General features: G+C 65.2%; 24 protein-coding genes and 1 tRNA gene. 18 read left to right on the plus strand and 7 right to left on the minus strand.

Features of this window, described 5'->3' with window-relative positions; genetic code table 11:
* The first annotated feature begins 119 nt into the window (after positions 1–119).
* A complete protein-coding gene (locus tag N6L26_RS03195) occupies positions 120–377 on the plus strand; it encodes a hypothetical protein (protein WP_263606613.1) in 258 nt (85 codons plus the stop codon).
* Positions 378–412: 35 nt separating this feature from the next.
* On the opposite strand, the gene aroB is transcribed toward N6L26_RS03195, so the two are convergent.
* Positions 413–1522 (minus strand): 3-dehydroquinate synthase, encoded by a 1110-nt coding sequence (gene aroB / locus N6L26_RS03200; RefSeq protein WP_263606614.1) that lies wholly within the window; start codon positions 1520–1522, stop codon positions 413–415.
* A complete protein-coding gene (locus N6L26_RS03205; protein ID WP_263606615.1) occupies positions 1513–2067 on the minus strand; it encodes a shikimate kinase in 555 nt (184 codons plus the stop codon). Before N6L26_RS03205 ends, aroB begins: the two co-directional genes overlap by 10 nt.
* Positions 2068–2127: 60 nt before the next feature.
* Between N6L26_RS03205 and N6L26_RS03210 the strand changes: the two genes are divergently transcribed.
* The 5 genes from N6L26_RS03210 (at position 2128) to N6L26_RS03230 (ending at position 7571) form a co-directional block, all read left to right on the plus strand.
* On the plus strand, positions 2128–2289 hold the full coding sequence (locus N6L26_RS03210; RefSeq protein ID WP_263606616.1) for a hypothetical protein: 162 nt from the start codon (positions 2128–2130) through the stop codon (positions 2287–2289).
* Entirely contained in the window at positions 2286–4136 is a 1851-nt protein-coding gene (locus N6L26_RS03215; protein ID WP_263606617.1) for a hypothetical protein, read from the plus strand. The genes N6L26_RS03210 and N6L26_RS03215 overlap by 4 nt, the downstream gene beginning before the upstream one ends.
* A 1-nt stretch (position 4137) precedes the next feature.
* Entirely contained in the window at positions 4138–5016 is an 879-nt protein-coding gene (locus N6L26_RS03220) for a tyrosine recombinase (protein ID WP_263606618.1), read from the plus strand.
* A gap of 9 nt (positions 5017–5025) precedes the next feature.
* Positions 5026–5970 carry an acetyl-CoA carboxylase carboxyltransferase subunit alpha gene (locus N6L26_RS03225; protein ID WP_263606619.1) on the plus strand — a complete coding sequence of 315 codons (945 nt, stop codon included), beginning with the start codon at positions 5026–5028 and terminating at the stop codon, positions 5968–5970.
* A 122-nt stretch (positions 5971–6092) separates the two neighbouring features.
* Positions 6093–7571, plus strand: a complete 1479-nt coding sequence (locus N6L26_RS03230) for a M48 family metalloprotease (protein ID WP_263606620.1) — start codon at positions 6093–6095, stop codon at positions 7569–7571.
* 80 nt (positions 7572–7651) lie between these two features.
* Here N6L26_RS03230 and N6L26_RS03235 read toward each other — a convergent pair whose 3' ends face one another.
* Positions 7652–7822 carry a Flp family type IVb pilin gene (locus tag N6L26_RS03235; RefSeq protein ID WP_253516502.1) on the minus strand — a complete coding sequence of 57 codons (171 nt, stop codon included), beginning with the start codon at positions 7820–7822 and terminating at the stop codon, positions 7652–7654.
* A gap of 121 nt (positions 7823–7943) precedes the next feature.
* A complete protein-coding gene (locus N6L26_RS03240; protein ID WP_253516499.1) occupies positions 7944–8123 on the minus strand; it encodes a Flp family type IVb pilin in 180 nt (59 codons plus the stop codon).
* A gap of 40 nt (positions 8124–8163) precedes the next feature.
* On the opposite strand from N6L26_RS03240, the gene N6L26_RS03245 reads away from it, so the two are divergent.
* Both N6L26_RS03245 and N6L26_RS03250 read left to right on the plus strand, forming a co-directional pair.
* Positions 8164–8628: an NUDIX domain-containing protein gene (locus N6L26_RS03245; RefSeq protein WP_318173615.1), complete on the plus strand. Its 465-nt coding sequence runs from the start codon at positions 8164–8166 to the stop codon at positions 8626–8628.
* A 50-nt stretch (positions 8629–8678) separates the two neighbouring features.
* Positions 8679–8755 (plus strand) — tRNA-Arg (locus tag N6L26_RS03250).
* A 124-nt stretch (positions 8756–8879) separates the two neighbouring features.
* Here N6L26_RS03250 and N6L26_RS03255 read toward each other — a convergent pair.
* Positions 8880–9233: a metallopeptidase family protein gene (locus N6L26_RS03255; protein ID WP_263606621.1), complete on the minus strand. Its 354-nt coding sequence runs from the start codon at positions 9231–9233 to the stop codon at positions 8880–8882.
* Between the two features lie 130 nt (positions 9234–9363).
* Between N6L26_RS03255 and N6L26_RS03260 the strand changes: the two genes are divergently transcribed.
* Genes N6L26_RS03260 through folE form a run of 3 tightly spaced genes read left to right on the plus strand, consistent with a single transcriptional unit; the run spans position 9364 to position 12024 of the window.
* Positions 9364–9855 (plus strand): hemerythrin domain-containing protein, encoded by a 492-nt coding sequence (locus tag N6L26_RS03260; RefSeq protein ID WP_263606622.1) that lies wholly within the window; start codon positions 9364–9366, stop codon positions 9853–9855.
* Positions 9856–9874: 19 nt separating this feature from the next.
* Positions 9875–11416 carry a phospholipase D-like domain-containing protein gene (locus N6L26_RS03265; RefSeq protein WP_263606623.1) on the plus strand — a complete coding sequence of 514 codons (1542 nt, stop codon included), beginning with the start codon at positions 9875–9877 and terminating at the stop codon, positions 11414–11416.
* Positions 11413–12024: a GTP cyclohydrolase I FolE gene (gene folE / locus N6L26_RS03270; protein ID WP_263606624.1), complete on the plus strand. Its 612-nt coding sequence runs from the start codon at positions 11413–11415 to the stop codon at positions 12022–12024. The genes N6L26_RS03265 and folE overlap by 4 nt, the downstream gene beginning before the upstream one ends.
* Positions 12025–12075: 51 nt before the next feature.
* Here folE and N6L26_RS03275 read toward each other — a convergent pair whose 3' ends face one another.
* Together N6L26_RS03275 and N6L26_RS03280 are read right to left on the minus strand one after the other, a co-directional pair.
* Positions 12076–12618, minus strand: a complete 543-nt coding sequence (locus N6L26_RS03275) for a MarR family winged helix-turn-helix transcriptional regulator (RefSeq protein ID WP_263606625.1) — start codon at positions 12616–12618, stop codon at positions 12076–12078.
* A 223-nt stretch (positions 12619–12841) separates the two neighbouring features.
* Positions 12842–13321, minus strand: coding sequence for a peroxiredoxin (locus tag N6L26_RS03280; protein WP_253516475.1), 480 nt, complete (start codon positions 13319–13321; stop codon positions 12842–12844).
* A gap of 362 nt (positions 13322–13683) precedes the next feature.
* On the opposite strand from N6L26_RS03280, the gene ahcY reads away from it, so the two are divergent.
* The 7 genes from ahcY (at position 13684) to addA (ending at position 26140) form a co-directional block, all read left to right on the plus strand.
* On the plus strand, positions 13684–15090 hold the full coding sequence (gene ahcY, locus N6L26_RS03285) for an adenosylhomocysteinase (protein WP_263606626.1): 1407 nt from the start codon (positions 13684–13686) through the stop codon (positions 15088–15090).
* 82 nt (positions 15091–15172) lie between these two features.
* The gene (locus tag N6L26_RS03290; protein ID WP_263606627.1) at positions 15173–17518 is read left to right on the plus strand and encodes a PAS domain-containing sensor histidine kinase; all 2346 of its coding nucleotides are present in this window, start codon (positions 15173–15175) and stop codon (positions 17516–17518) included.
* Entirely contained in the window at positions 17515–17952 is a 438-nt protein-coding gene (gene tsaE, locus N6L26_RS03295) for a tRNA (adenosine(37)-N6)-threonylcarbamoyltransferase complex ATPase subunit type 1 TsaE (protein ID WP_263606628.1), read from the plus strand. The genes N6L26_RS03290 and tsaE overlap by 4 nt, the downstream gene beginning before the upstream one ends.
* Positions 17949–18938 (plus strand): aminoglycoside phosphotransferase family protein, encoded by a 990-nt coding sequence (locus N6L26_RS03300; RefSeq protein ID WP_263606629.1) that lies wholly within the window; start codon positions 17949–17951, stop codon positions 18936–18938. The genes tsaE and N6L26_RS03300 overlap by 4 nt, the downstream gene beginning before the upstream one ends.
* Entirely contained in the window at positions 18935–19657 is a 723-nt protein-coding gene (locus N6L26_RS03305; RefSeq protein ID WP_263606630.1) for a nucleotidyltransferase family protein, read from the plus strand. The genes N6L26_RS03300 and N6L26_RS03305 overlap by 4 nt, the downstream gene beginning before the upstream one ends.
* The gene (gene addB, locus N6L26_RS03310) at positions 19650–22664 is read left to right on the plus strand and encodes a double-strand break repair protein AddB (RefSeq protein WP_263606631.1); all 3015 of its coding nucleotides are present in this window, start codon (positions 19650–19652) and stop codon (positions 22662–22664) included. The genes N6L26_RS03305 and addB overlap by 8 nt, the downstream gene beginning before the upstream one ends.
* Positions 22661–26140: a double-strand break repair helicase AddA gene (addA, locus tag N6L26_RS03315; protein WP_263606632.1), complete on the plus strand. Its 3480-nt coding sequence runs from the start codon at positions 22661–22663 to the stop codon at positions 26138–26140. Before addB ends, addA begins: the two co-directional genes overlap by 4 nt.
* Positions 26141–26148 lie beyond the last annotated feature (8 nt).

Raw genomic sequence — 26148 nt, forward strand, 5'->3', positions numbered from 1 at the left:
TTGTTGCGAATTTGGCCGAGTTTACCGGGATTGTTGGTAAACACGCTGGTAAGGCTGATCGCTGCGGGGGATCCTGTGCGTTCGGAGTCGGCTCATGCTTTTATGCGGGAGGTAGCGACATGGCACGCAAGGGTACCGGGTTCTTCGACGCGAGGGGCCACTTCTTCAAATCGCCCGAGGAGGCAACGGTGAGCGATCTCGCCAGCATACTCGGCAAGATCGGCGACGGCGAAAGCCTTGCGCCGGGCATCGCCTGCACGCTGCTCGACCGCCGCGGCGAAATCGAGCGGCTGTTTGCCGAACACGATGCGATGATGGCGGATTACCAGCCGGTAGGCGTGGGCAAGATCGCCCGGCTGGCGCCGCGTCTCAGCTAGCGCGGAGGACCTGAAGCAGCCGTCTACGGCGTAGCTCAGTGCGCCTGCAATTCCTCGTCGAGGAAAGCGGCGACATCGGCCAGTTCGACATCGCGCGCAAGATGCGCATCGCCGATCGCTCCCAACAGGATGAAGGGCAGTGTGCCCGCATCCATCTTCTTGTCGTGCAACATGTGATCGGCCAGTCGGCGGCCATCGCATTCAAGACCCAGCGCTGAGATTTCTGCAGGTAATCCTGCTGCGTCGACCGCTTGGGTGACACGCTGCGCATCGCCCAGCGAAAGTGCGCCGCGCCGCGCGGAATAGCGCGCTGCGAGCACCATGCCGAGTGCCACCCCTTCGCCATGCAGCAACCGGTCCGAAAAACCGGTTTCCGCTTCCAGCGCATGACCGAATGTGTGGCCCAGATTGAGCAGCGCACGCGCGCCGCTGGTTTCGCGCTCGTCTTCGGCCACGATCCGCGCCTTGGCTGCAATACTTCTGGCAACCGCCTGTTCGAGCGATTGCGGTTGCAGCGCGACCACTGCATCGCCGTGCCCCTCGAGCCATTCGAAGAAGGGCCGGTCGCCCAGTACGCCGTATTTGAGCACTTCGGCATAGCCCGCGCGCAATTCGCGCGCAGGGAGCGAGCCGAGCGTATCGAGATCGGCCAGCACCAGTGCGGGCTGGTGGAAGGCGCCGACGAGGTTCTTGCCCGCGCTGGTGTTGATCGCGGTCTTCCCGCCGACCGAACTGTCGACCTGTGCCAGCAGCGTGGTCGGCAATTGGACAAAGCCGCAGCCGCGCTTGAGGATCGCGCAGGCAAATCCGGTCAAATCGCCGACGACCCCGCCGCCCAGCGCAAACACGTGGTCGCCGCGCTCGACACCCTGGGCAAGCAGCCAGTCGGTCAGCCGGGCAAGGCTATCCCAGCTCTTCGAGCCTTCGCCCGGCGCTACATCGTACCACCGCGGTTCGATCCCTGCTGCGTCGAGCGATCGTGCGATGGTCTCGCCCCAATGTCTGCGCGCATTTGCGTCCGCTACGATGCAGACATGGCGCTTGCGCAGGAACGGGCGCGCCTGTCCTGCCAGATCGGACAACAGGCCGGACCCGACGCGGACCTCGTATTCACGCTCGGCCAGGTCGACGGGAATCACAGCCATGCGTCGATCGCCTCCAGAATGCGTTGCGCGGTTTCGGTATGCGGCGCGTCATCGGTAACGACGTGGACCTGCGCCTCGGCATAGGCGGCACCCCGCCGGTCCTTGAGCGCGGTGAGTATCTCGCGCGGATCACCCGAGCGCAGCAGCGGGCGGTTGTCGCGGCGTGCGGTCCGCTCGACCAGCGTGTCGATATCGCAATCGAGCCATACGGCAATCGCCCGATCGAGGATTGCGGCGCGGGTCTCGGGATCGACGAACGCGCCACCACCCGTGGCGATCACGCCATGCGCTTCGTCCATCAAACGCGCGATCACGCGGCGCTCACCATCGCGGAAATAGCTCTCGCCATGGGAATCGAAGATTTCGCTCACCGTGCGGTCGGCGGCGCGTTCGATCTCTTCATCGACATCGACGAAGTCCTTGTCGAGCATCGCCGCCAGTCTTCGCCCGACGGTGGACTTGCCCACGCCCATCAGCCCGACCAGCACCACCGGACGGTCGATCCGGCGCGCGATGCCGCCGATCTCGGCAGGGGTGAGGGCCATTGCATGGGTCATTGCCGCCGTGCCTAGAACTGGGCTAGGGCGCGGGCAAGGTATCAGCACTTGAAACGGGACGTGAAAATCTTGGCGATGAGCGGCAGAAAGATCGGAGGCCTCATGGCGGTGCTGTTCGTTTTATTGCTCGTCGCGGCGCTGGTCGATGGCGGGGAAGAGCCGTTGCATCCGATCGAACAGGCGGTCGATTTGCCGGAGGCACCGCGATGAAATCGGCTTGGCTTTTCGGCGGCGCGGCGCTCGCGCTCAGTTCCGCGATGGTCCTGGCGCAGGAAGCGCCCGTGGACCTGCTGCCTCCCGGTTTCGACAATCCGGCGTCAACGCCAACGCCGACCCCGCGGCCCACGCGTACACCTGCGCCGACCGCGCCCGTGCAGTCCGGAACACCGCAGCCGACCGAGAGCCAGCCGGGCGAGATCGTCCAGCCGCTGCCGCCTCAGGCCGCAGCGCCGCGCGCCGATCTCGATCTGTCCAATCTGCCCACGCTCGAAGAGCTGGAGGCGATGTCGACCGACGATCTCGACGACTTGCTCGGTCTGAAGCCGAAGTTCGATATCCCGCCTGCGGCCCGGCGGTCGATGGAGCGGGTCGGGGTGATGGATGCGAACGAGGGCGGTCTGCCCGCAGGCTCGCTGGCGCGCCAGCCCGCGGCACTGGTCCGCGCAGTGCTCGCGGGCATGCAGCAACCGATGGTTTCGCGCTGGGGCCATATACTCTTGCGACGCACGCTGGCGAGCAGGTTGGCGGCGCCCGAGGGCATGGACCCGGTCGAATTTGCGACCCTTCGCGCACAAGTGCTCAACACGATGGGCGAGTACGGTGTCGCCCGCGCACTGGTGCAGGATATCGATACCGCGAATTACTCGCCCGCGCTGACGAATGCCGCGGTTGCGGCCTATATCGGCACCGCCGACATAGTCGGTGCCTGCCCGGCTGTGCGCCTGGTCGAGACCGGGCGCGACGACCAGGAATGGGAGATGCTGGCGGGGATCTGCAACGCCTATGCCGGCGAAGCGACCCGCGCGCAGAACGATCTGCGCCGCTTGCTAACCCGCACTGAAGACGGCCGGATCGACGTATTGCTCGCGCAGCGCCTCGCCGGCTCGGCCGGACGCGGGCGCCGTGCGGTGACGATTGAATGGGACGGTACGGGCGCGATCACCCCGTGGCGCTTCGCGCTGGCCAATGCGCTTGGTGAGCCGATCCCCGAGGGTTTGCTGGACAGGGTCGGTCCCGAACTGGCGCGCACGGCGGCGCTGACGCCCGCACTTGCGCCGGTCCAGCGCGCCCGCGGTGCGGATATTGCGGGAGCCAGCGGCATCCTCTCGGCCTCGGCGATGGTGGATCTGTACAGCCAGCTTTACGCTGAAGAAGGCGCCGAGGGCGATGCTGTACTGACCGCCTCGCGTTTGCGCGAAGCCTATGTCGGGACCGATCCGATGCAGCGGCTGGCGGCGATCCGCGATATCTGGTCGGGCGGCGGCGACTATTCGTACGGTCGCATGGTCCTGACCGCCTACGCTGCGGCGCGCATGCCGATCGATGGCGAACTGGGCGATGACATGGGCGCCTTGATTGCTTCGATGCTGGCCGCGGGCCTCGATGGCGATGCCATGCGCTGGGCGGGCATGGTGGATGCGGGCAGCGAGGCCTGGGCCTTGCTGGCGCTTGCCGATCCCCGGCGCACGATCGGCATCACCGACGGCGAGTTCGATAGCTTCGTCGACGATGACGGTTCCGCGGACCAGCGCCGTTCGCGCCTGCTGCTTGCGGGGCTGGCCGGGCTCGACCGGATCGGCAGCGGCGAGATCGCCGAGTATAGCGGGCGGCTGGGCCTGGATTTTTCCGCGCAGACCCGCTGGACGCGGATGATCGATCGCGCGGCCGAGGTCGACAATCCTACACTGGTCGCGATGCTCGCAGGCCTTGGCATGCAGGGATCGAGCTGGGACCGCATGACCGCGCGGCATCTTTATCACATCGTTTCCGCGCTGCGCCGCGTTGGTCTCGAGGCCGAGGCCCGGATGATCGCCGCGGAGGCGATCGCGCGCGCCTGACGTGAACGCGATCGCCGATTTCCTCGCCATGCTCGCCGCCGAGCGGGGGGCGGCAAGGAACACGATCCTCGCCTATGGTAGGGATCTCGAACAGGCAGACGAGCTGGTCGGGGGAAACCTCGAAGAGGCAAGTTCGGCGCAGTTGGCAAAGCTCGGCCAGGGATGGTCGTCGCTCGCCCCGTCGACGCTGGCGCGCAAGATTTCGGCCTTGCGACAATTCTTCGGATTCGTGATCGACGAAGGGCTGCGCGAGGACGATCCCACACACGCTATGCCGCGTCCCACAGCCCGCCGCCCGCTACCGCGAATCCTCTCCCACGCCGAGGTAGAGGCGCTGTTCGCTGCCGCAGAGGAAGCGGCAACTGCCGATTCTCCCGCCGCTGTGCGCATGCTAACCTTTCTCGAATTGCTCTACGGATCGGGTTTGCGCGCCACCGAACTGGTCGCGCTGCCGCTATCGGCGGTCCCGCGTGATGCGCCCTTCCTGACGGTGATCGGCAAGGGCGGGCAGGCGCGCATGGTTCCGGTCAGCCAGCGTGCGAGTGCCGCGCTCCAGCGGTGGTTGCCCTTGCGCGATAGCGATTCCCCCTGGCTGTTCCCCTCGCGAACCGGCCATCTCTCGCGTGTCCGGCTGTTCCAGCTGCTCCGCGAGCTGGCCGTGCGCGCCGATCTGCCACCCGAAAAGCTCAGCCCGCATGTCCTGCGCCATGCCTTTGCCACGCATCTGCTGGAAGGCGGGGCGGATTTGCGCGCCTTGCAGACATTGCTCGGTCATGCGGATATCTCGACCACCCAGATCTACACGCATGTCGATGCCGCGCGGCTCGTGAAACTGGTCAACGAGCGGCACCCGCTTGCGCAGCAGCGCGCTTCGGACTAGCGCCACGGCATGATTTCCTATCTCGAATTCGAGAAGCCGGTCGCCGAGCTTGAACAGCGCATTGCCGAACTGCGGAACGCAGCGGAAGGCGACGATGTCGATATCTCCACCGAGCTCCAGCGGCTCGAGACGAAGAGTGCTGCGCTGCTTGCCAGCACCTATGAGGCGCTCAGTCCGTGGCAGAAGACGCAGGTCGCCCGGCATCCATCGCGCCCGCATTTCCGCGACTATATCGAACATGCGTTCGACGAGTTCGTCCCGCTCGGCGGCGATCGCTGTTATGGCGATGACGAGGCGATCCTCGGCGGATTTGCCAAGCTTGACGGGCGTAAGGTCGTGGTGATCGGTCATGAAAAGGGCAACGATACCGCCAGCCGCATCCGGCACAATTTCGGGATGGGTAAGCCTGAAGGTTACCGCAAGGCGATCCGCCTGATGGAACTGGCGGGGCGGTTTGGCCTTCCGGTGGTCACGCTGGTCGACACCTCGGGCGCCTTTCCCGGGGTCGAAGCCGAAGAGCGCGGCCAGGCGGAAGCGATTGCGCGTTCGACCGAGGCCTGTCTTGCGCTGCCTGTCCCGATGGTTGCAGCCATTGTGGGCGAGGGCGGATCGGGCGGCGCGGTGGCGCTCGCGAGCGCCGAGCGCGTGCTGATGATGGAGCACGCCGTTTATTCGGTCATCTCGCCCGAAGGTTGTGCATCGATTCTGTGGCGGACCGCTGAAAAGGCGCCCGATGCGGCGGAGGCGATGAAAGTCACCGCGCAGGATCTTGCCAGCCTGGGCGTCATCGATCGCATCGTGCCCGAGCCGATCGGCGGTGCCCATCGCGATCCGCGATTGGCGGTGAGCACGCTGGGAACGGCAATCGCCGAGGAGCTCGACAAGCTTGGCCGTTATGCGCCGCACGAACTCAAACGCTTGCGGGAAGAGCGTTTCCTTACCCTGGCGGGCTGATCGCTACTCCCAAAGCGGGAACAAACACCCGTTCGTTCAGGTTTTCCCTTCTGTAATGAAACATCGCCGCGCGGGTCGCCTCAGTCGGCCCGCGCGCGTTTGCCAATCGGGGAGACCTTTTTATGTCGCACATCAGATTTACCGCCGCCACTTCCGTCACCGCACTGTCGCTGGCGCTCGCCGGCTGCATGGGCGGGGGCGACATTCCCAGCGCGTCCACCCCGATCACGCAAAGCGAAGCGGAGATGGGATCCGAGGTACATCCCCAGCTGCTTGCCGAATTCGGCGGCGCGATGAGTGGCAGCCATGCGCAATATGTCGAGCAGGTGGGCAAGAACATCGCGGTCCAGTCCGGGCTTGGCAATGCGCGCGAATCGTTCACCGTTTCGCTGCTCAACAGCCCGGTGAACAACGCTTTCGCGATCCCCGGCGGCTATATCTACACCACGCGCCAGCTGGTCGCGTTGATGAACAACGAAGCCGAACTGGCCGGCGTGCTCGGGCACGAGGTCGGTCATGTCGCCGCGCGCCATTCGCAGCGGCGCCAGGCCGCCTCGCAGCGCAATACGCTGCTTGGCGCAGCAGGTGCGATCCTGTCGGGCATCCTGCTCGGCAATAGCGGGCTCGGACAGCAGATCGGCCAGGCCGCACTGCAAGGTTCGCAATTGCTGACGTTGAAGTTCTCGCGTTCGCAGGAGCTCGAAGCCGACGAGCTCGGCATCCGTTATCTCAACCAGGCGGGCTACGATCCGCGCGCGATGGCGACCGTCCTGCAGAGCCTGGCAATGCAGAACGCGCTCGATGCGCGTGTCCAGGGCCGCGATAATGCCAGCATCCCCGAATGGGCATCGACCCACCCCGATCCGGCGAGCCGCGTCCAGAGCGCCATGGCGACCGCGCAAGCCTCTGGTGTCGGTGGCGGCATCACCAATCGCGACACCTTCCTGACCCGGATCGACGGGCTGACCTATGGCGACGACCCGGCGCAGGGCGTGGTCGAAGGCCGCCAGTTCATTCATCCCGAACTGCGCCTCGCCTTCACCGCGCCGCAGGGCTTTTACATGGTCAATGGCACGCGCGCCGTGTCGATCAACGGCCAGAGCGGGCAGGCGCAGTTCACGCTCGCCCCGTACAGCAACAATCTCGACAGCTACGTCACCAGCGTCTTCGCCGGTGTGAGCGAGCAGCAGCAGATCCGCCCGCAGTCGATCCAGAAGACGACCGTCAACGGATTGCCGGCTGCTTACGGAACCGCGCGGGTCAATTCGGGCAACGGGCAGGTCGACGTAACGGTGTTCGCATATGAATTTTCGAACAGCGTCGCCTATCACTTCCTCGCCATCACGCCGGCGGGCCAGGCATCGACGTTCAACCAGATGTTCAGTTCGATGCGGCGGATCGACTCGCAGACTGCGGCCAATATCATCCCCCGCGTGATCGATGTGGTCACCGTGCGGAGCGGCGATACGGTCAATTCGCTGGCGAGCCGGATGGCCTATAGCGACAATCAGGTAGAACGCTTCCGCGTGCTCAACGGGCTGACTTCGAATGAAAGTGTCAGCGCGGGGCAGAAGGTGAAGATCGTCGTGCGCGGGCGCTAGCGTTCCGCACCGACGCCGGACAAAAGAAAAGGGCGGCGGGATGAACCCGCCGCCCTTTCTTTATCGATCTGGCGTCGAACTTAGTTTTCGGCGCTCAGCGTGGTCGAGACCTTGTTGAAGGTCGTGCTGAGTTCGTCACCCAGGCTCTGCATTGCGGTGATCGCAGCAACGGCGATCAGGGCAGCGATAAGGCCGTATTCGATAGCGGTGGCGCCTTCTTCATTGCGGCGCAGCTTGCGGAAAAACTTCATATGTCGTCTCCTGGTTCAGTCTTCGTACCCGGTCCGTCCCGAAAATCCGGTTCGAACATTTGCGGTTCTGCATCGAAGTGGTTGAAAAAATCCTAACACTCCGAGCATCCCATTTTCCCCGTCAACCGCTCGTGACCGCGACAACCGCGGCTTCGATGCTCGTCCACATGGCCGTAGCCGTAGTGCCGAAGGCCTGAATTCCGCCAATCATGGCAAGAAAGATCAGTGCGAGGATCAGCCCGTATTCGACGGCAGTGGCCCCGCGTGTGTCGCGTCCCAGATTGCGCAGGAATTCGACCATGTTCGTTGCCCCATTCGTCACTTGCCTAAGCTGACAATGGGTGAGTACGGCTGATCGGGTTAAGAAAGGGTTGAGGGCGGCGACGGTTTTGGAAAAAATCCCGACATGGACCTGCGTGGTCGCCTTGGCGCTCGGCGACGGGGAGGGCCGCTGGCTGATGCATCGGCGCCCCGCGCACAAGCACCATGGCGGATTGTGGGAATTCCCCGGCGGTAAGGTCGAAACCGGCGAAAAACCGCGGGATGCGCTGGTTCGCGAGATCGAAGAGGAGCTTGGACTGGCGCTCGCGCCGGAGCAGGTTTTGCCGGTCGCCTTCGCCGAAGAAACGCTTGCCGAAGCGCGTCCGCCGATTGTCATATTGCTTTACAGATCGGTGTGGGACGGCAGTCCGGTGGAGGCCCGCGAAGGGGGCGAGATCGCATGGTTTGCGCCGCGCGAGATCGAGTCGCTCGACAAACCGCCGCTCGATATCGAGCTCATGCTGCACTTGTTTGTAAAACCTTGAATTAGGGATTGCCAAGCTCGGGGCACCTGCCTATGTGCCGCCCTCCAAGCGCGCCCGTAGCTCAGCTGGATAGAGCACCAGACTACGAATCTGGGGGCCGGAGGTTCGAATCCTTCCGGGCGCGCCACAAGAGGCCATCTCTCGCAAGAGGGGTGGCCTCTTGTGGTTCTGGCTTAGGGGAATTTGCCGTTCGAAGGGCAAGGGCGGCCAGAGCCATGCTGCGGCGGCGGCCAATCCTTCCAGATGCGGTGCTAGTCCGCCTGGTCTTCGAGCCAGTGCATGTCGTCATCGCTGAAGCCGAAGTGGTGGCCCGCTTCATGGATCACCACATGGCGAACGAGGTCGTCCATGCGCACGCCGGTCTCGCGCCATTCTGCAATCAGCGGTTCGCGGAACAGCCAGATGCGCGGCGGCAGGCGCCCGCTTTCCCAGATCGACCGGTCGGGCAGGGGCTCACCCTCGTACAGGCCGGATAGATGCCAGCGCTCCTCCATGCCGACCGAGGCAAGCTGCTCGGGCGTGGCGAAATCTTCCACTTGCAGGACCATATCGCCCAATTGCTCGCGAAAGCGGACGGGCAGGGCGGCGAGTGCGGCCTGCGCCATCGTCTGCATCTGCTGTTTCGACGGGGCCTGTCGGTCGTGCATCCAGAGAAGATGGGACCGCCCGCCGCTTGGCACAAGAGTGGAACCGCGCCGCCGGTAGCCGGTTCATTGGTCGAAGGAGATCATTTCCATGACCGACGCCACCGAGATTTTCGCGCGCCTCAAGCAGGATCACGACCAACATCGCGAGCTGCTCGACAAATTGCTCGAGACGAGCGGTGACAGCCGCGAGCGCGAAAGGCTGTTCGAAGAGCTCACCAAGGAACTCAAATCGCACGCTGCCGCAGAGGAACAGGCGCTCTATTCGACCATGCTGCGCAAACCGCCGACGACTGGCGAAACGCGCCACTCGGTCGCCGAGCATCACGAGATCGAGGAAGCGCTCAACGATCTTGCAGCGACCGACATGTCCGAAGGTGGCTGGCTGACCAAGTTCAAGAATTTCGACCACCAGTATCGTCATCACATCGACGAGGAAGAGGAAGACCACTTCCCCGATTTCGAGCAATATCTCGACGACGACGACATGGAGCACATGGAAAAGGTGTTCGAGCGCCGCAAGCGCGAGGAAATGGCCGAGGCCGCGGTCACGCCGGAGAAAAAGGAAGACGCCAAGGAATAGCGCTGGCAGGGGGCGGTTGGTGAGCGAAGCTGGCACAAGCGACCCGAGCCGGGTGTCCGGGCTCGAACCCTCGATCGAACCGGGGGTGTGGCGTTATGCCAAAGCCACGCGTGCCAGCGTTATCGTCGATGCGGCAGATTACTTCGCTTTCATACAGGAAGCGATGCTTAAATCGCGCCGCCGGATCCTGCTGATTGGCTGGGATTTCGATACACGCATCCATCTCGAACGGGGGCGCCGCTGGTGGCAGCGTGGATGGAAACGCGGCTATCCGTCGCGTCTGGGCAGTTTTATCGCCTGGCTTGCCCGCCACCGCAAACAGCTCGATATCCGTATCCTGAAATGGAGCGTTGGGGCGCTGTCGACCATCGGGCGCGCCTCGATGTGGTGGGATCTTGCGCGGTGGATCCGTCATTCGCGGATCACGTTCAAATTCGATACCGCCCATCCGGTCGGCTGCACCCACCACCAGAAGATCGCGGTGCTCGACAACCAGGTCGCCGTGTGCGGCGGGATCGACATGACCGATCAGCGCTGGGACACGCGCGAACACAAGGAAGACGATCCGCGGCGCAAGACGCCGCATGGGCGTCCCTATGACCCCTGGCACGATGCCGCGATGATGATGGAAGGCGAAATCGCCGTCGCTCTCGCGCAGCTGGGTGACGACCGTTGGACCTGCGCGGGCGGCGACGAACTGCCCGAGGTGCCCGATAGCCCCGGCACGCCCTGGCCCGATGCGTTGCAGGCGCAATTCGAGGATGTCGAAATCGGCATTGCCCGCACCCGCGCCTCCTATCGCGAGTGGGACGCGGTCGACGAGATCGAGCAACTCTATCTGAAGCAGATCGCCGGGGCCAAACGCTTCATTTACGCCGAAAGCCAGTATTTCGCCTCGCGCACGATTGCCGAGGCGATGATCGCCCGGCTGCAGGAAGACGATCCGCCCGAGATCGTCATCGTCCATCCCTGCCATGCCGACGGCTGGCTGGAGCAGCAGGCAATGGACCATGCGCGGGCCGAACTGGTGCGCGCGATAGAAGAGGCGGACAAGCAGCACCGGTTCTCGCTGTGGTCGCCATTCTCCGGCGAGACGCCGATCTATGTCCATGCCAAGATCATGATCATCGACGACGATATCCTGCGGATCGGATCGGCCAATCTGAACAATCGCTCGATGGGGCTCGACAGCGAATGCGACGTGTTCATCGACGCCACGCGCGAAGGTAACGATCATGCGCGCGCCGGCATTGCCGACCTGCGGCGATCGCTGCTCGGCGAACATTGCGGAATCGACGAACGGGAGGTGGGCGAACTGCTGTCGCGGTATGGGTCGATGGGCCGCCTGATCGACCATTCGCAGGAAGAGAGCGGGCGTAATTTGCGGCGCTACCACCCGCCCGAACTCAACGGAGCCGAGCAGACACTGGCGAAGAGTGCGCTACTCGATCCCGAGCACCCGGACGAGATGTTCGAGCCATTTGCAAACGGCGGCCTTTTCCGCAAAGGCAGCAAGCTCGCGCGGTTTCGCGAAAAGTTCAGGAGGATCAAGGGAACGTGAGCAGCCTAGTTGGACCCGACGAGGACGATCCCCGCGGCAAGCTGCCGGTGCCCGACCATGTTCAGGATGCCATTCGCACCTTGATCGAATGGACCGGCGATGATCCGTCACGCGAAGGCCTGCTCGATACCCCCGCACGCGTGGCGCGCGCGTGGAAGGAATATTGCCTCGGTTACGAGGAAGACCCGGCCTATCATCTCGGCCGCGTATTCGAGGAAGTCGGCGGTTATAACGAGATCGTCCTGCTGAAGGATATTCCGTTCCAGTCGCATTGCGAGCATCACATGGCGCCGATCATCGGCAAGGCGGCCATCGCTTACCTGCCCAATGACCGGGTGGTCGGCATCTCCAAGCTGGCCCGGGTGCTGCACGGTTTCGCGCGGCGTCTGCAAGTGCAGGAACGCCTGACCGCGGAGGTCGCCGATTGCATCTGGGAGAACCTTCAGCCGCAGGGTGTCGCCGTGGTCATCGAGGCCTCGCACAGCTGCATGACCGCCCGCGGGGTCAAAACCCCCGGTGTCGGCATGGTCACCAGCCGCATGATGGGTACGTTCCTCGACGATCACCGGAGCCGCGAGGAAGTGCTCCGCCTGATGGGATACGGCTGACCTTGCGTGCCCGAGTGCCGCCTCAACGGCACCGAGGGCATACTCAGGTAATCACGACACGCCGACTGCACCGATCTTGCGAACCAGCGCCTCGGTATAGAGCCGCGGCGGGTCCGAGGCTTGCAGATAGCTGCACATGGTATCCATCGCATTGTCGGTCAGCGTCAGCTGGACATTGCGCGAATCCGCCTTGGGCTTCGTCCGGATAAGGTACCCTTCATTCTCCATCACCGAGATGGCGCGCAGCGCGGTGGTCGGGGGGACATGCGCGGCATAGCTGGCTTTGGTGATGGACACCGGCCGATCCTTGGCGGTGCGCTCGAACAGATGGAGTAGCAGGTCCCACATCGGTTCACCGAGGAATTTCTGTGGCAGGATTTTTTCGCGCCTGCGTCGCAGCGAGAACATCGCTTGGGCGACTGGAATCAGTTCGGCCGCCGATACTTTTGGAGCAGGCGCCCGCTTGGTCGGGACAGGTGCGAGTCCGAGGTCTTTTTCCAGCGTATCGGCGAGTTCGTTCAGCTGGGTGGCCTGCTGACGGAGGGCTGCGACATAATCTCTTGTTTTTTCTATCATAGAGACTGGTTCGTGCATCACCTGCACTGTTGGAGGAGGGCGTGTGGCCAAGGGCCGGGGGTGCGGATCGAGTTCCTTGATCTGAGTTTCGACCAAGACAGGCTTCAGAGAATACCATCCGATGTCTTGTATATTCTGGACAGGAGTGCCGAGGGCTATCCCCTAGCGCGCAAGAAAAACGCCCCGCCCGGCGCAGGGCCGGGCGGGGCGGTAATTCCACAACAGTGTTGCTTGCGGTGGCCTACATCTGGCCGAGCATGTGCTCCGCGCTCGAGACCGAGAAATCGCCCGGCGCCTCGACATTGAGCTGCGTGACCACGCCGTCTTCCACGACCATCGAATACCGCTGTCCGCGCTTGCCCAGGCCGAAGCCCGAACCGTCCATGGTAAGGCCCACGGCTTCGGCGAAATCGCCATTGCCATCGGCGAGCATGGTGATGTCGTCCGATCCGGCCGAGCTCTTCCACGCGCCCATGACGAACGCATCGTTGACTGCAGTGGCGACGATTTCGTCGACGCCCTTGCTCTTCAAGTCATCGGCCTTCTCGACATAGCCGGGCAGATGACGTGCCGAGCAGGTCGGGGTGAAGGCACCGGGCACCGAAAACAGCGCGACCTTCTTGCCCTTGAAATATTCGCTCGAGCTGACCTGTTCGGGGCCATTCTCGGTCGCCTTGACCAGCTTCACATCAGGCAGCTTGTCGCCCACCGAAATCGTCATGTTGGAAACTCCGTTAATATCGTCCGGCGCATGGGTAGGCGGGCGCGAAGGCCCGCGCAACCTTCCTCGAAGGGCGCGGCACCGCACAATTGCAACCGAAGCGTTAAGGCCTCTTTACCTCGCCGCTTCAAGTTACTGTAATCCCTTTGCCCCATGCCTTGAAATGCAAGAATGCAGCGACTGAACGGCTCGCTGCTGCGCCGCGCGACGGGGGACGGTTCGCGGCGCGCCGAGGCCCCTTCGGGTTCGCAACGGTCGGGGGGCTGTTGCCCCCGGATCGTGGAGGGGCTAGGGGCGGCGCCAATGCGGCGGCCGCCCCTTTTTTGCGTGCGGTCTCCACCCCGAAAGTCGAGGACATCGTCGTGACCGAATTTACCGATTACGTTATCAAGGACCTGGCGCTGGCCGAATATGGCCGCGCCGAGATCGCCATTGCCGAAACCGAAATGCCGGGCCTCATGGCGCTGCGCGAGGAATATGGCGACAAGCCGCTCAAGGGCGCGCGCATCACCGGCTCGCTGCACATGACGATCCAGACCGCCGTGCTGATCGAAACGCTGGTCGCGCTGGGCGCCGATGTGCGCTGGGCCACCTGCAACATCTATTCGACGCAGGACCACGCCGCCGCGGCAATCGCCGCGCAGGATATTCCCGTGTTCGCGATCAAGGGTGAAAGCCTCGCCGATTACTGGGATTATGTCGGCCGCATTTTCGACTGGTCGACCGATGCCGACGCCGATCAGACCGCCAACATCATTCTCGACGATGGCGGCGATGCCACCATGTTCGCGCTGTGGGGCGCGCGCATCGAGGCGGGCGAGGAACTGCCCGAGCCACAGAATGCCGAGGAAATCGAATTCCAGCGCGCGCTCAAGGCGTTCATCGAGGCCAAGCCCGGCTACCTCAGCAAGTCGGTCAAGAACATCGTCGGCGTGTCCGAAGAAACGACTACCGGCGTCCATCGCCTCTACCACCTCGCCAAGCAGGGCAAGCTGCCGTTCCCCGCAATCAATGTGAACGACAGCGTGACCAAGTCCAAGTTCGATAATCTCTACGGCTGCCGCGAATCGCTGGTCGACGCGATCCGCCGTGCGACCGATGTGATGCTGTCGGGCAAGATCGCCTGCGTCGCCGGCTTTGGCGATGTCGGCAAGGGCTCGGCGCAGTCGCTCCGCAATGGCGGGGCGCGCGTGCTGGTGACCGAAATCGATCCGATCTGCGCGCTGCAGGCGGCCATGGACGGCTTCGAGGTCGTGACCATGGACGAAGCGGTGGGTGTTGCCGATATCTTCGTCACCGCGACCGGCAACGAACATGTCATCACCGCCGAACAGATGAAGGCGATGAAGGACAAAGCGATCGTCTGCAACATCGGTCACTTCGACAGCGAATTGCAGATTTCCGCGCTCGACAATTATGAGTGGAACGAGCTCAAGCCCGGCACCGACCTTGTGAAGTTTCCCGATGGCAAGGAAATCATCGTGCTCGGCAAGGGCCGCCTGGTGAACCTCTCCTGCGCGACCGGTCACCCCAGCTTCGTGATGAGCTTCAGCTTCACCAACCAGACGCTGGCGCAGATCGAACTGTGGACCAAGGGCGACGACTACAAGAACGACGTCTACGTCCTGCCCAAGCACCTCGATGAGAAGGTCGCGGCGCTGCATCTGGACAAACTCGGCGTGAAGCTGACCAAGCTCAGCCAGAAGCAGGCCGACTATATCGGCGTGCCGGTCGAAGGCCCCTTCAAGCCCGAGCACTACCGCTACTGATCGCCGTAAACTCCGGCATTACCGTTGCACGGACGCGCGCGGGGGCATTGCATCCCCGCGCGCGTCCGCATAGCTGGCGGTAATGGAAACCTCTCCCGCACTGCTGGCCATCGTCGGCCTCCTGCTGGCCTTGTGGACCGCAGGTGCAGTCTGGGCGATGCTGCGCGCGAGCGGGCGAGAGCAGAAATCGATCGCCAGTCGGCAGGTTGCACAGCGCCTCTCGCGCCTGATCGAGGAAGCGCCCGCGATTCCGCTGTTGGTCCGGGCCGACGGGCGGATCGAGGCACCCGACCGGCTGGCACGCTGGATCGGGCTCGACAAGGTCCCCGAGTATATGTCCGAGCTGTCGGGCGCAGATGATCGGGGCCTGACCGAAGCGCAGATGGACGATCTGACGCGCAACGTGCGCCGCACCCAAAAGACCGCCAAGCCGTTCCGCATGGCGATTACTGTCGCTCCGGGATCGGGCAAGTCGCTGGCGATGCAGGGTTCGCTGGCCGACCCGGCGGTTTCGCCCGGCGGGGCGGCACTTATCTGGGTCTTCGATTTCAGCGAGAGCGAGGCCGAACTGCTGCAATTGCGCGAGGAAGCCGCGCGTGCACGTGAGGATTTCGGTGCGCTTGTCGGCCTGATCGAGGCCGCGCCAATGCCGATGTGGTTTCGCGGTGCGGACATGCAATTGCGACTGGTCAATCAGGCCTATGTCGAAGCGGTCGGCGCGGACAGCGCGGATCGCGTGGTCACAGAGCAGATCGAACTTGTCGAAACGGTCAATGGCCGGACGGCGACCGAGGTCGCGCAACAGGCAGCAGACCGGCGCCAGCCGATCGAGCGCATCGTCAGCGCGACCATCGACCGTGCGCGGCGCACCATCCGTGTCACCGACTTGCCGCTGATGGGTGAAGGCATTGCCGGTTATGCCGTCGATATCGAGGAAATGGAGGAGCAGGCCCGCGAATTCCGTGCCTTCCGCGAAGCGCAGCGCTCGATGCTCGACCAGCTGTCGATCGGTGTGGCGCAGTTCGATGCGGCGCACCGCATGACCTTCGCCAACCAGCCGTTCCACCGCGTGTTCTCGCTGCCGCCGGGCGTGGTCAACGATCGCACGACCTTCCAGCAGATGTTGCTGATCGCACGCGAGAACGGCCGCATCCCCGAAGTGCGCGACTTCCCCGCTTGGCGCAACGAGTTGGCCGAGTGGTTCCAGCGCGACGAGCCGCATGAAGAGGCATGGTCGCTGTCGGACAGCACGCATCTGCGGATCGTGGCGCAGCCGCTGCCCGATGGCGGACTCGTAATGATCGCCGAGGACCGGACCGAGCAGCTGGCGCTTTCGGCGACCCGCGACACGCTGCTGCGCACGCGCACCGCGACGTTCGACAACCTGTTCGAGGCGCTCGCGGTGTTCGCTCCCGATGGGCACCTGGAACTGTGGAATCGCGGTTTCCCCGGCGCCTGGGGAATCGAACACGAGGTTCTCGACGGCCACCCGCAGGCCGAGGATCTGCTCGGCGCGATTGCCCCGAACCTTGCCGATCCGAGCGCGGTATCGCGGATCAACCAGGTCATCCGTGCAGCGACGCTGGACCGCAAGAAGAGCGATGGCCGGATAGAACTCGCTAATGGACGCACGCTCGACTTCACCGGTGTCCCGCTCCCCGATGGCAATGGCCTGCTGACGGTGCTCGATGTCACTGCCTCGCGCCAAGCCGAGCAAGCCTTGCGCGAACGCAACCGCGCGCTGGAAGAGGCCGATGCGGTGATGACCCGCTTCCTCGCGAACATGAGCTATGAATTCCGCACTCCGCTGACCTCGATCGGCGGGTTTGCCGAACTGCTGACAAGCGGGATTGCCGGCGAACTGCCGCCGCAGGCCGAGGAGTATGCGCAGGCGATCTCGCTCTCCGTCGGCAAGCTGACCGAGCAGGTCGAGAACGTCCTCGATCTCTCGCAATCCGAAGCGGGCCTGATGCCACTGCGCCAGAGCAAGCTCGAATTGCTGCCCTTCGTCACGCAGATCGTGCGCAAGCAGGAACGGCGGATCCTCGACAGCGGGCTGACGCTCGACCTCAAGGGCAGCCCCGACAAGAGCGTTACCGCCGATCCGCACCAATTGCGCCGGGCGATTTCGCAGCTGCTCGACAATGCCATTAACGGTACGCCGCGCGGCGGGCGGATCGTGGTCGATATCGGGCGCAAGCGCGGCGAGACCAAGATCGTGATCGCCGACAATGGCCGCGGAATGAGCCAGCACGAACTGGCGCGGGCGCTGGAGGGCATCCGCATGTCCGCCGATGGCAAGGGGATCGAACGCCGGCAGGGGCTGGGCATCCCGCTCGCGCGGCAGCTGATCGAAGCGCATGGCGGCACGCTCGAAATCCACAGCCGCAAGAACGGCGGCACCACGGCCACGATTACCCTGCCGTGACCATTGCACTGCCCGATCTCGCAGCGATGGAGGCGTTCGGCCAGCGCATCGCAACCAAGCTTGCGCCGGGTGATGTCGTTGCGCTGTCGGGCACGCTGGGAACGGGCAAGACCACGCTCGCACGCGCGATCCTCGCTGCGCTGGGGCATACGGGCGAAGTGCCGTCGCCGACCTATACGATTGTCGAGACCTATGACGATCTGAGCCCGCCGGTGGTCCATGCCGATTTCTATCGGTTGGAGCATCCGTCCGAGGCCGAAGAGCTCGGGCTCGACGACTATCGCGAGGGTGCGGTGCTGCTCGCGGAATGGCCCGACCATGCCGGCGGCTTCGCGCATGAACCGGCCTGTCTGGCGATTGATCTCGAAAAGGTGGGTGACGGACGCGAGGCCGTTGTAACCCCGGGCACATCTTGGCAAGGGCGCTGGCTATGAGCGACGCGCTTCTCGACGACATTCACGCATTCCTCGGCGATACCGAATGGGAAGGGGCGGAAATCGCCCCGCTCGTCGGCGATGCCAGTTTCCGCCGGTATTTCCGGCTCAAGCTAGGCGGCAAGACCGCGATGCTGATGCATGCGCCGCCGCCCGAGGAAGATCCCAAACCGTTCCTGCACGTCGCGCACTGGCTGGAAACCAATGGCCTGCGCGCGCCGCACATTCTGTTGGAAGACGCCGCGAGCGGTTGGGTGCTGACCGAGGATTTCGGCGACCAGCGGATGCGCGAATGGATCGACGACACCCCCGGCGACGAACGTGACATTTATGCCAAGGCGATCGACACGCTGGTACAGTTGCATCGGCTGCCGCCGGGTCCCTTCGAGCGCTACGACATGGCGGTGTACCTGCGCGAAGCCATGCTGCTGGTCGAATGGTACTGTCCGGCAATGGGGCTCGAGGTCGATGTGGAGGACTATCGCAAGGCGTGGGAGGCCGCGCTCGAACCTCTGCTGCCGCGTCAGGCACCGGGCGTGACCGTGCTGCGCGATTACCATGCGGAGAACATCATGCTTCTCGAACCCGGCAAGCTTGCGGGCGAGCAGGGCTTGATCGATTTCCAGGACGCGCTGGTCGGCCATCCGGCCTATGACCTTGTCAGCCTGCTGCAGGACGCCCGCCGCGATGTTTCCGAGGACCTCGAATGCAAAATGCTCGGTCGCTACCGCGCTGCGGCCGATGCCGGCGAGCACTTCGAAGCCGATTATGCACTGCTCGGCGCGCAGCGGAATGCCAAGATCGTCGGTATCTTTACCCGGCTGTGGAAGCGCGATGGCAAGGCGCGCTACCTCGCGATGATCCCGCGGGTCTGGACCGCGATGGAGCGCGATCTTGCGCATGAGGCGCTGCAGCCGGTCGCCGATTGGTTCGCCGCCAATATCCCGCAGGAAATCCGCGATACCGCGGGCGGGGAAATCCAGTGAACGAACTCGCCTCCGACACCGCCATGCTGATGGCCGCGGGGCTGGGCAAACGCATGCGCCCGCTCACCGCGAGCACCCCCAAACCGCTGGTGCGCGTGGCGGGAAAGCCGCTGATCGACCGCGCGCTCGACCGGCTGGAGGAGGCGGGGATCGCCAGGGCGGTGGTCAATGTCCATTACCTCGCCGATGCGATCGAAGCGCATGTCGGATCGCGCAAGGCGCCTGCCGTGACCTTTTCGGACGAGCGCGAACACTTGCTCGAAACCGGCGGGGGCATGGTGAAAGCCGCTGCGGCGGGCCTGCTGCCCAGCCAGTTCTTCGCCTGCAATGCCGACAGCATCTGGCTCGATGGCCCGCGCAATGCCTTTGCCGATCTGTCGGCGCGCTGGGACCCCGACCGGATGGACGCGCTGCTGCTCGTCGTGAACCACGCGCGGGCGTATAATTTCGACGGCGTGGGCGATTTCTACATGAATGGGGCGGGGCTGTTGCAGCGCAAGCTGCCGGGGCGGATCGCGCCTTTCATCTATACCGGCATCCAGCTCGTGTCCGAGCGGCTGCTGCGCGACGCGCCCGAAGGCAAGTTCTCGACCAATGTCCTGTGGGACCGGGCGATCGCCGAAGGCCGCCTGTTCGGGCTCGCCTTTACCGGACAGTGGTACGAAGTCGGCACGCCCGCGCATATCCGTCCGACTGAACAGGCGCTCAAGGGTGGCTGAACGGCACCAGCCGCAGGTCTACTCGATTGCTGCCCACCGCGGCTTTGCCGATGCGCTGGTGGCGGGCCTTGTCCCGCGGTATTCGGAGCCCGAATTCGGCCTCGCGCGGCTGACGCTGCTGGTACCGAGCAGCCGCGCGCGCCGGACGATTGCCGAAGCCTTCATCCGTCACGCAGGCGAGCACACCGCGCCGGGGCTGCTGATGCCGCGCATGGCGGTGGTCGGCGATCTCGATCTGGATGAAACGCTGGGTCCATTGCTCGACCCGCTTGGCGCCGCCGATGTCCCACCCGCGATCGATCCGCAGCGGCGGTTGTTCGCGCTGGCCCAGCTGATTGCCGGGACCATGGGCGACGAGGCACCCGGCGGGGCGACCCTGCTCCGGCTGGCGCGCGAGATGGGCGCGACGATGGACCGGCTACTGGTCGAAGGCGTGGGTCCCGAGGAACTGCTTGGCGAGTCCGTGCTCGACCTGTTCGGATCGCTGTCGGGCCATTGGCAGCAAAGCCTCCACCTCTTTGCCAGCGTGCAGGCGCAATGGCTGTCACAATTGCGCGAATGGGACGCGCTCGACGCTGCCGCGCGGCGCAATCGGCTGTTCGACTGGGCCGCTTCGCGCTGGAAGCAAACCCCGCCGCCGACACCGGTCGTGGCTGCGGGGGTGACCAGCGCGGCGCCGTCGCTCGCACGGCTGTTACGCGTTGTCGCCGATCTTGAATATGGCGCGGTGATCCTGCCCGATTTCGACCTGACCATGCCGCAGGCGGTGTGGGACGAGCTGGGGCGGGCGGGTGCCACTCCCGAGCCTGGCGCTACGCCCTTCGCGCGCGATGATGCAGTGACGCATCCGCAATATCATCTCAAGCTGCTGCTCAACCGCATGGGCGTGGCGCGGGAAGAAGTGCAGCCATGGCATCGCAAGGGCCTCGCCGCGGCGCCGCCCGAGCGCAGCCATGCGATCGGTTCGCTGTTCCTCCCGCCCGAGGCGAGCAAGGGCTGGGTCGATCTGCCGCCCGAAAAGCGCCGGCTGTCGGGCCTGCGGACGATGACCTGCGCCACGCCCGAGGAGGAGGCGCAGGCGATCGCGCTGCTGGTGCGCGAAGCGCTCGAGGAGCCCGAGCGGCGTGTGGCAGTCGTTACCCCGGATCGCGCGATGGCGCGGCGGGTGGTGCATCATCTCGACCGCTGGAATATTGCCGCCGACGATTCGGCGGGACGCCCGCTTTCGCAGACCCCTGCGGGGCGCTTGTTCCTGCTGCTTGCTGAAGTGATGGCGGAAGATGCTGCGCCCGTTCCGCTGATGGGGCTGTTGGCGCATCCGCTGGTCGATGGCGGGATGGAGCGCGGCACCTGGCTACGGCAGCTGCGCCGGGCCGAGCGCCGCTTGCGCGGGCCGCGGCAGGCGGGCGGGCTTGTTCCGCTTGCGAAGATCGCGGCGCAGCTCTCCGAAACCCATCCTCGCATTGGCGAATGGTATGGGGTGGTCGAACAGGCGCTCACCCCGCTGCTTGCCTTGCTGCGTGAGGCAAGCGCGCCGCTGGCCGAAGTGCTGGACGCGCTGGCCGCGACCGGAGAGGCGCTATGCGGGGAAAAGCTGTGGGGGAGGGAAGACGGCCGCGCGCTCTCCGCCTTTGTCGAGGATTTGCGGCTGCATGCGCGCGAGGCGGATTTTGCTCTCGCCCCCACCGAAGCGGGTATCGCACTGCGCGATGCGATGGAGCAGATCGCGGTGCGCCCACCCTATGGCGGGCATGCGCGGGTGCATATTCTCGGCCTGCTCGAAAGCCGGATGACCCGCGCCGAGCTGGTCATCTGTGCGGGACTCAACGAAGGTGTCTGGCCCATCAGGGGCGGGATCGACGCGCTGCTCGCGCCGCCCGTGCTCCGCGCGCTGGGCATTCCCGGCTCCGATTTCCGCATCGGTCTGTCGGCGCACGATCTGGCAGGCGCGATGGGCGCACCCGAAGTGGTGCTCTCGCGGTCGGAGCGCGACGAGGCGGGGCCTGCGATCCCCTCGCGCTTCCTGCTGCGTGTCCAGGCGCTGCTGGGCGAAATGCTGCCGCGTTACGAGGAGCGCGACGTGGTCGCGCTGGCCCGCGCCATGACGCGCGCACCGGCGGCCGAGCGCTATCCGCGCCCCGCGCCCGATCCCGCGCCGGACCAGCGCGATGTCGATATTTCCGCCACCGCGCTCGATCGGCTGCTGGGCGATCCCTACCAATTCTATGCGGGCAAGATCATGGGTCTGTCCGATCTCGACGCGCTCGATGCCGAGCCCTCGGCGCTCTGGCAGGGCAATGTCGCGCATACGATCCTGCAGCGCTGGCACGAAGCGCGCGAGACCGACCCGGCGGCAACCTTGGCGCCGATCATGGAAGCAGTGCTCGACGAGGAGAATGCTGACTCGATGATGCGGGGGCTGTGGCAACCCCGCCTGGAAGCAGCGCTGCGCTGGATCGAGGACAAGGTGACCGGTTACGAAGGTCGCCGCGTGCTCGCGGTCGAAAAGAAGGGCGCGATGATCTTTGAGGGCGTGCAGGTGCATGGCCGCGCGGACCGGATCGACCGGCTCGAGGACGGTAGCCTTGCGATCATCGACTACAAGACCGGCAAGCCGCCCAGCGCGGCAATGGTCGAGCAGGGTTTTGCGCTCCAGCTCGGCATCCTCGGCCTGATTGCCGAGCGGGGCGGGTTCGGCGGTCTGTCGGGCGATCCGCACGGCTATGAATACTGGTCTTTGGGCAAGGCGCACAATGACGATAACCCGTTCGGCTTCGGCTATGTCGACATCCCGCTGAAGGTCGGGCGCAAGACTTCGGGTGTGCTGCCTGAGGAATTCCTTCCGCTCACCGCCGAGAAACTGACGCTGGCTATCGGCCGCTTTATCAAGGGCCGCGATCCCTTCACCGCGCGCGAGAACCCGAATTACCCCGCCTACGACACCTATGACCAGCTGATGCGGCTCGATGAATGGATCGCGCATCAGGATGGCGGAGAGGACGCATGAGCGGGACCGTCTACGAACTGCAGGACAAGCAGCGGCTCGCGGTCGATCCGCAGGACAGCGTGTGGCTGTCGGCAAGCGCGGGAACGGGCAAGACGCAGGTGCTGTCGGCGCGTGTGCTCCGGCTGCTGCTCGAACCGGGCGCCGATCCGTCGCAGGTGCTGTGCCTGACCTTTACCAAGGCGGGCGCGGCCGAAATGGCGGTGCGGGTAAATGCGGTGCTCGCACGCTGGGTGCGGATGGACGATGCACAGCTGGGCAAGGAGCTCGGCTTTCTCGGCGCCCCGGCCGATCCCGAGACACGCGCCCGAGCCCGCGCGCTGTTTGCGCGGGTGCTCGATTGTCCCGGCGGCGGCTTGCGGATCGATACGATCCACGCCTTTGCGCAATATCTCCTCGCCGCGTTCCCGGGCGAGGCGGGCATTCTGCCCGGATCGCGCCCGATGGAAGACCGCGAGCGGGACCTGCTCAGCCGCGAGGTGCTGTCGAGCCTGCTGGGTGACGGCGACATCCGCATAACCGGCGCGATTGCCGAGATGAGCAAACGCAAGGGCCCCGATGCGGTCCGCGGCTGGCTGATGCGCTGCGCACGGCACATGGACCTATGGCGCGGGCCGGGAAGCTGGCAGCCGCCAATGCAGCCGCGCGTCCACCGCCTGCTCGGCATTCCCGCCGATGCCGATGCAGCATGGGTGGCGCAGGCCTGTGCGGACGACGCCTTTCCGGTTGCGGCTTTGCGCGCCTGCCTGTCCGCGACGCGCGCATGGCCCGCGAAGACCGGGCAGCAATGCGCGGATTTCATCGAAGGCTGGATTGCCGGTGATCCCGAGGCGCGCCGCGCCGGTCTCGACGGATTCCTGACTACGCTGCTCAAGAAGGAAGGCGACCCGCGCAAACTGGCCGGGGCCGAGAAAACCGACCCCGCCTTTCCGGACAACCAGCAGCAGGTGGCCGAGGCCGTGGCGCTGGTGCGCGAACGCGCTGCTCTGATAGAGCTTGCCGCATTCCTTGCCCCGCAGCTCGAGGCGGGACGGGCCTTTGCGCTGGCCTGGCATAAGGCAAAGGAACGCGAGGGGCTGGTCGATTTCGACGACCTTATCGCGCGCGCTGCCACGCTGCTGTCGAACAGCGCGATGGCCGAGTGGATCCGCTACAAGCTCGACCGCAGTTTCGACCATATCCTCGTCGACGAGGCGCAGGATACCAATGCGGCGCAATGGAGCATCGTGAAGGCGCTGACCGACGATTATTTCGACGGCGCCGGGGCGCAGGGCGATGCGGTGCGCACGATCTTTGCAGTCGGCGACTACAAGCAGGCGATCTTCGGTTTCCAGGGCACCAGCCCGGAAAACTTCCGCGAGGCGCGCGATTACTTCCGCGACAAGCTGGGTGCCGCTGCGCAGGCCGCGCGCGAAACGCGCGGCACGCCGGAAGTTCGCGGGCTGGAGGAATACGGGCTGGGGCGCAGCTATCGCACGAACCAGCAGGTGCTGGGCTTTGTCGACCGGGCAATCGACGCGATTGGCTATGACGGTTTCGGTCTCGACCAGCGCGGCGACCCGCATTCCGGCAGCGCGGAGCCGGGACTGATCGGCCTGTGGCAGGTCGTCCAGGTCACGGAAGGCGAGGACGACGACGGCGAGCGTGAAGGCTGGCTTGCCCGGCACGACCGCCGGCTGGCCGATCGCATCGCGCAGCAGGTGGCACAGTGGCTCGATCCTGCGGGCGAGGGTTTCACGCTGTCGAAGGGCAATCCGCGCCGCGCGACCGCCGGCGATGTTATGATCCTGGTGCAGAAGCGGCGCGAGCTGGCGTCGCTGATCGTCGCGCGGCTTTACCGTCACGGTGTTCCCGTCGCCGGGGTCGATCGCCTGCGGCTCGGCAATCCGCTGGCGGTAAAGGATCTGATGGCGGCGCTGCGCTTTGCCGCGCAACCGCTCGACGATCTCACGCTCGCCAGCCTGCTCGTCTCGCCGCTGATCGGCTGGAGCCAGGACGAATTGCTGCGCTACGGCCATCGCCCGCCGCGGGTCCGGCTGTGGGAGCATTTGCGCGAAAGCGATGCCGATCGGGTGGTGGGAACCATGGGCATCCTGCGCGAAATCCTGCGCCGCGCCGATTACGACAGTCCGCAGCAATTGCTCCACTGGATGCTGATCGGCCCGATGGACGGACGGCGGCAATTGGTCGCGCGGCTGGGGCGCGAGGCGAACGATCCGATCGACGAATTGCTCAATGCGGCGAATGCCTATGCCAGCGCGCATACCGCCAGCCTGCAGGGCTTCATCCGCTGGTTCGATGCCGGCGATGGCGACCTGAAACGCGAAGCAGGCGAGGGCGGCGACCAGGTGCGCGTCATGACCGTGCATGGCTCGAAAGGTCTCGAAGCGCCGATCGTGATCCTTGCCGACAGCGCGATCCGCCCCGATGGCGCGGGCGAGCTGGTCCTGCACGAGGACCTCCCCGGTGGGGGCGAGGCACGCGCGGTCCCGCTGCCCGTCCTTGCCAAGGGCGAGCAGGTCGGCCCGGTGCGGCTGGCGGGTGAGCTCGAAACCGCCAAGACAATGCAGGAGCACTGGCGGCTGCTCTATGTCGCGCTGACACGCGCACAGGAAGCGCTGTTCATCACCGGCTCGCTGGGTCCGCGCGATGCGAAGAACGGCCCGCATGAGGATAGCTGGTATGCGCGCCTCAAACCGTTGTTTGCCGAGGATGAGGGGCTGGCGGACCCGATCTGGGGTGCGCGCTGGGAGATCGGCGAACGCGCCCCGGCGGTAGCGCCAGCGGCCGAGCACACCGCCGAGAGTTCGCAGCCGATGCTGCCTGTATGGGCCACGCGCCCGATCGGTCCCGAACCGCGGCCACCGCGCCCGCTAGCCCCATCGGGGTTGGGTGAGGTCGAGGGCAGCGATCCACCGCTGCCGCCCGCCAATGCGGCGGAAGCGGCGCGGCGCGGGACGCTGATCCATGCGCTGCTCGAACGGATGCCGCAGCTGGCCGAGGATATGCGCGAAGAACAGGCCCGCGGCTGGCTCGCGCGGCAGGCCCCCGATCTGACCGAGGCGGAGCGCGCGGAAATGCTCACGCGGGTTCGCGCGGTGCTTGAGGACCCGGCCTTCGCGCATGTGTTCGGGCCGCAGGCGCTTGCCGAAGTGCCGCTCGCCGCGACGGTCGAAGGGCAGGTCGTGATGGGCACGGCGGACCGGTTGCTGGTCACGAGCGAGACGGTCACCGTGGTCGATTTCAAGACCGCGCGGCGCCCGCCGGCCACGCTTGGTGACATTCCCGACAGCACGTTGAAGCAGATGGCAGCCTATGTTGCCGCGCTGGAGACGATCTATCCCGGACGCCGGGTCGAAGCGGCGGTACTCTATACCCAGACGCCGCAGCTGTTCGCCTTGCCGCCCGCAAAGCTGGCTGCCTACAAGAGCGCGTTTGCGGGGCCGCAGGAAAGTTTTACCCTGCCACCCGTTGAGTAATCGACCGG

The sequence above is a fragment of the Qipengyuania sp. SS22 genome, from assembly GCF_025736935.1.
In the GTDB taxonomy this organism is placed as follows: Bacteria; Pseudomonadota; Alphaproteobacteria; order Sphingomonadales; family Sphingomonadaceae; genus Qipengyuania.

What these genes read in the sequence shown, in the direction of transcription:
- N6L26_RS03195 (WP_263606613.1), top strand. Translation starts at nt 120, where the DNA reads ATGGCACGCAAGGGTACCGGGTTCTTCGACGCGAGGGGCCACTTCTTC.
- aroB (WP_263606614.1), bottom strand. Translation starts at nt 1,522, where the DNA reads ATGGCTGTGATTCCCGTCGACCTGGCCGAGCGTGAATACGAGGTCCGC.
- N6L26_RS03205 (WP_263606615.1), bottom strand. Translation starts at nt 2,067, where the DNA reads ATGGCCCTCACCCCTGCCGAGATCGGCGGCATCGCGCGCCGGATCGAC.
- N6L26_RS03215 (WP_263606617.1), top strand. Translation starts at nt 2,286, where the DNA reads ATGAAATCGGCTTGGCTTTTCGGCGGCGCGGCGCTCGCGCTCAGTTCC.
- N6L26_RS03225 (WP_263606619.1), top strand. Translation starts at nt 5,026, where the DNA reads ATGATTTCCTATCTCGAATTCGAGAAGCCGGTCGCCGAGCTTGAACAG.
- N6L26_RS03230 (WP_263606620.1), top strand. Translation starts at nt 6,093, where the DNA reads ATGTCGCACATCAGATTTACCGCCGCCACTTCCGTCACCGCACTGTCG.
- N6L26_RS03235 (WP_253516502.1), bottom strand. Translation starts at nt 7,822, where the DNA reads ATGAAGTTTTTCCGCAAGCTGCGCCGCAATGAAGAAGGCGCCACCGCT.
- N6L26_RS03240 (WP_253516499.1), bottom strand. Translation starts at nt 8,123, where the DNA reads ATGGTCGAATTCCTGCGCAATCTGGGACGCGACACACGCGGGGCCACT.
- N6L26_RS03255 (WP_263606621.1), bottom strand. Translation starts at nt 9,233, where the DNA reads ATGGCGCAGGCCGCACTCGCCGCCCTGCCCGTCCGCTTTCGCGAGCAA.
- N6L26_RS03260 (WP_263606622.1), top strand. Translation starts at nt 9,364, where the DNA reads ATGACCGACGCCACCGAGATTTTCGCGCGCCTCAAGCAGGATCACGAC.
- N6L26_RS03275 (WP_263606625.1), bottom strand. Translation starts at nt 12,618, where the DNA reads ATGCACGAACCAGTCTCTATGATAGAAAAAACAAGAGATTATGTCGCA.
- N6L26_RS03280 (WP_253516475.1), bottom strand. Translation starts at nt 13,321, where the DNA reads ATGACGATTTCGGTGGGCGACAAGCTGCCTGATGTGAAGCTGGTCAAG.
- N6L26_RS03290 (WP_263606627.1), top strand. Translation starts at nt 15,173, where the DNA reads ATGGAAACCTCTCCCGCACTGCTGGCCATCGTCGGCCTCCTGCTGGCC.
- N6L26_RS03300 (WP_263606629.1), top strand. Translation starts at nt 17,949, where the DNA reads ATGAGCGACGCGCTTCTCGACGACATTCACGCATTCCTCGGCGATACC.
- addA (WP_263606632.1), top strand. Translation starts at nt 22,661, where the DNA reads ATGAGCGGGACCGTCTACGAACTGCAGGACAAGCAGCGGCTCGCGGTC.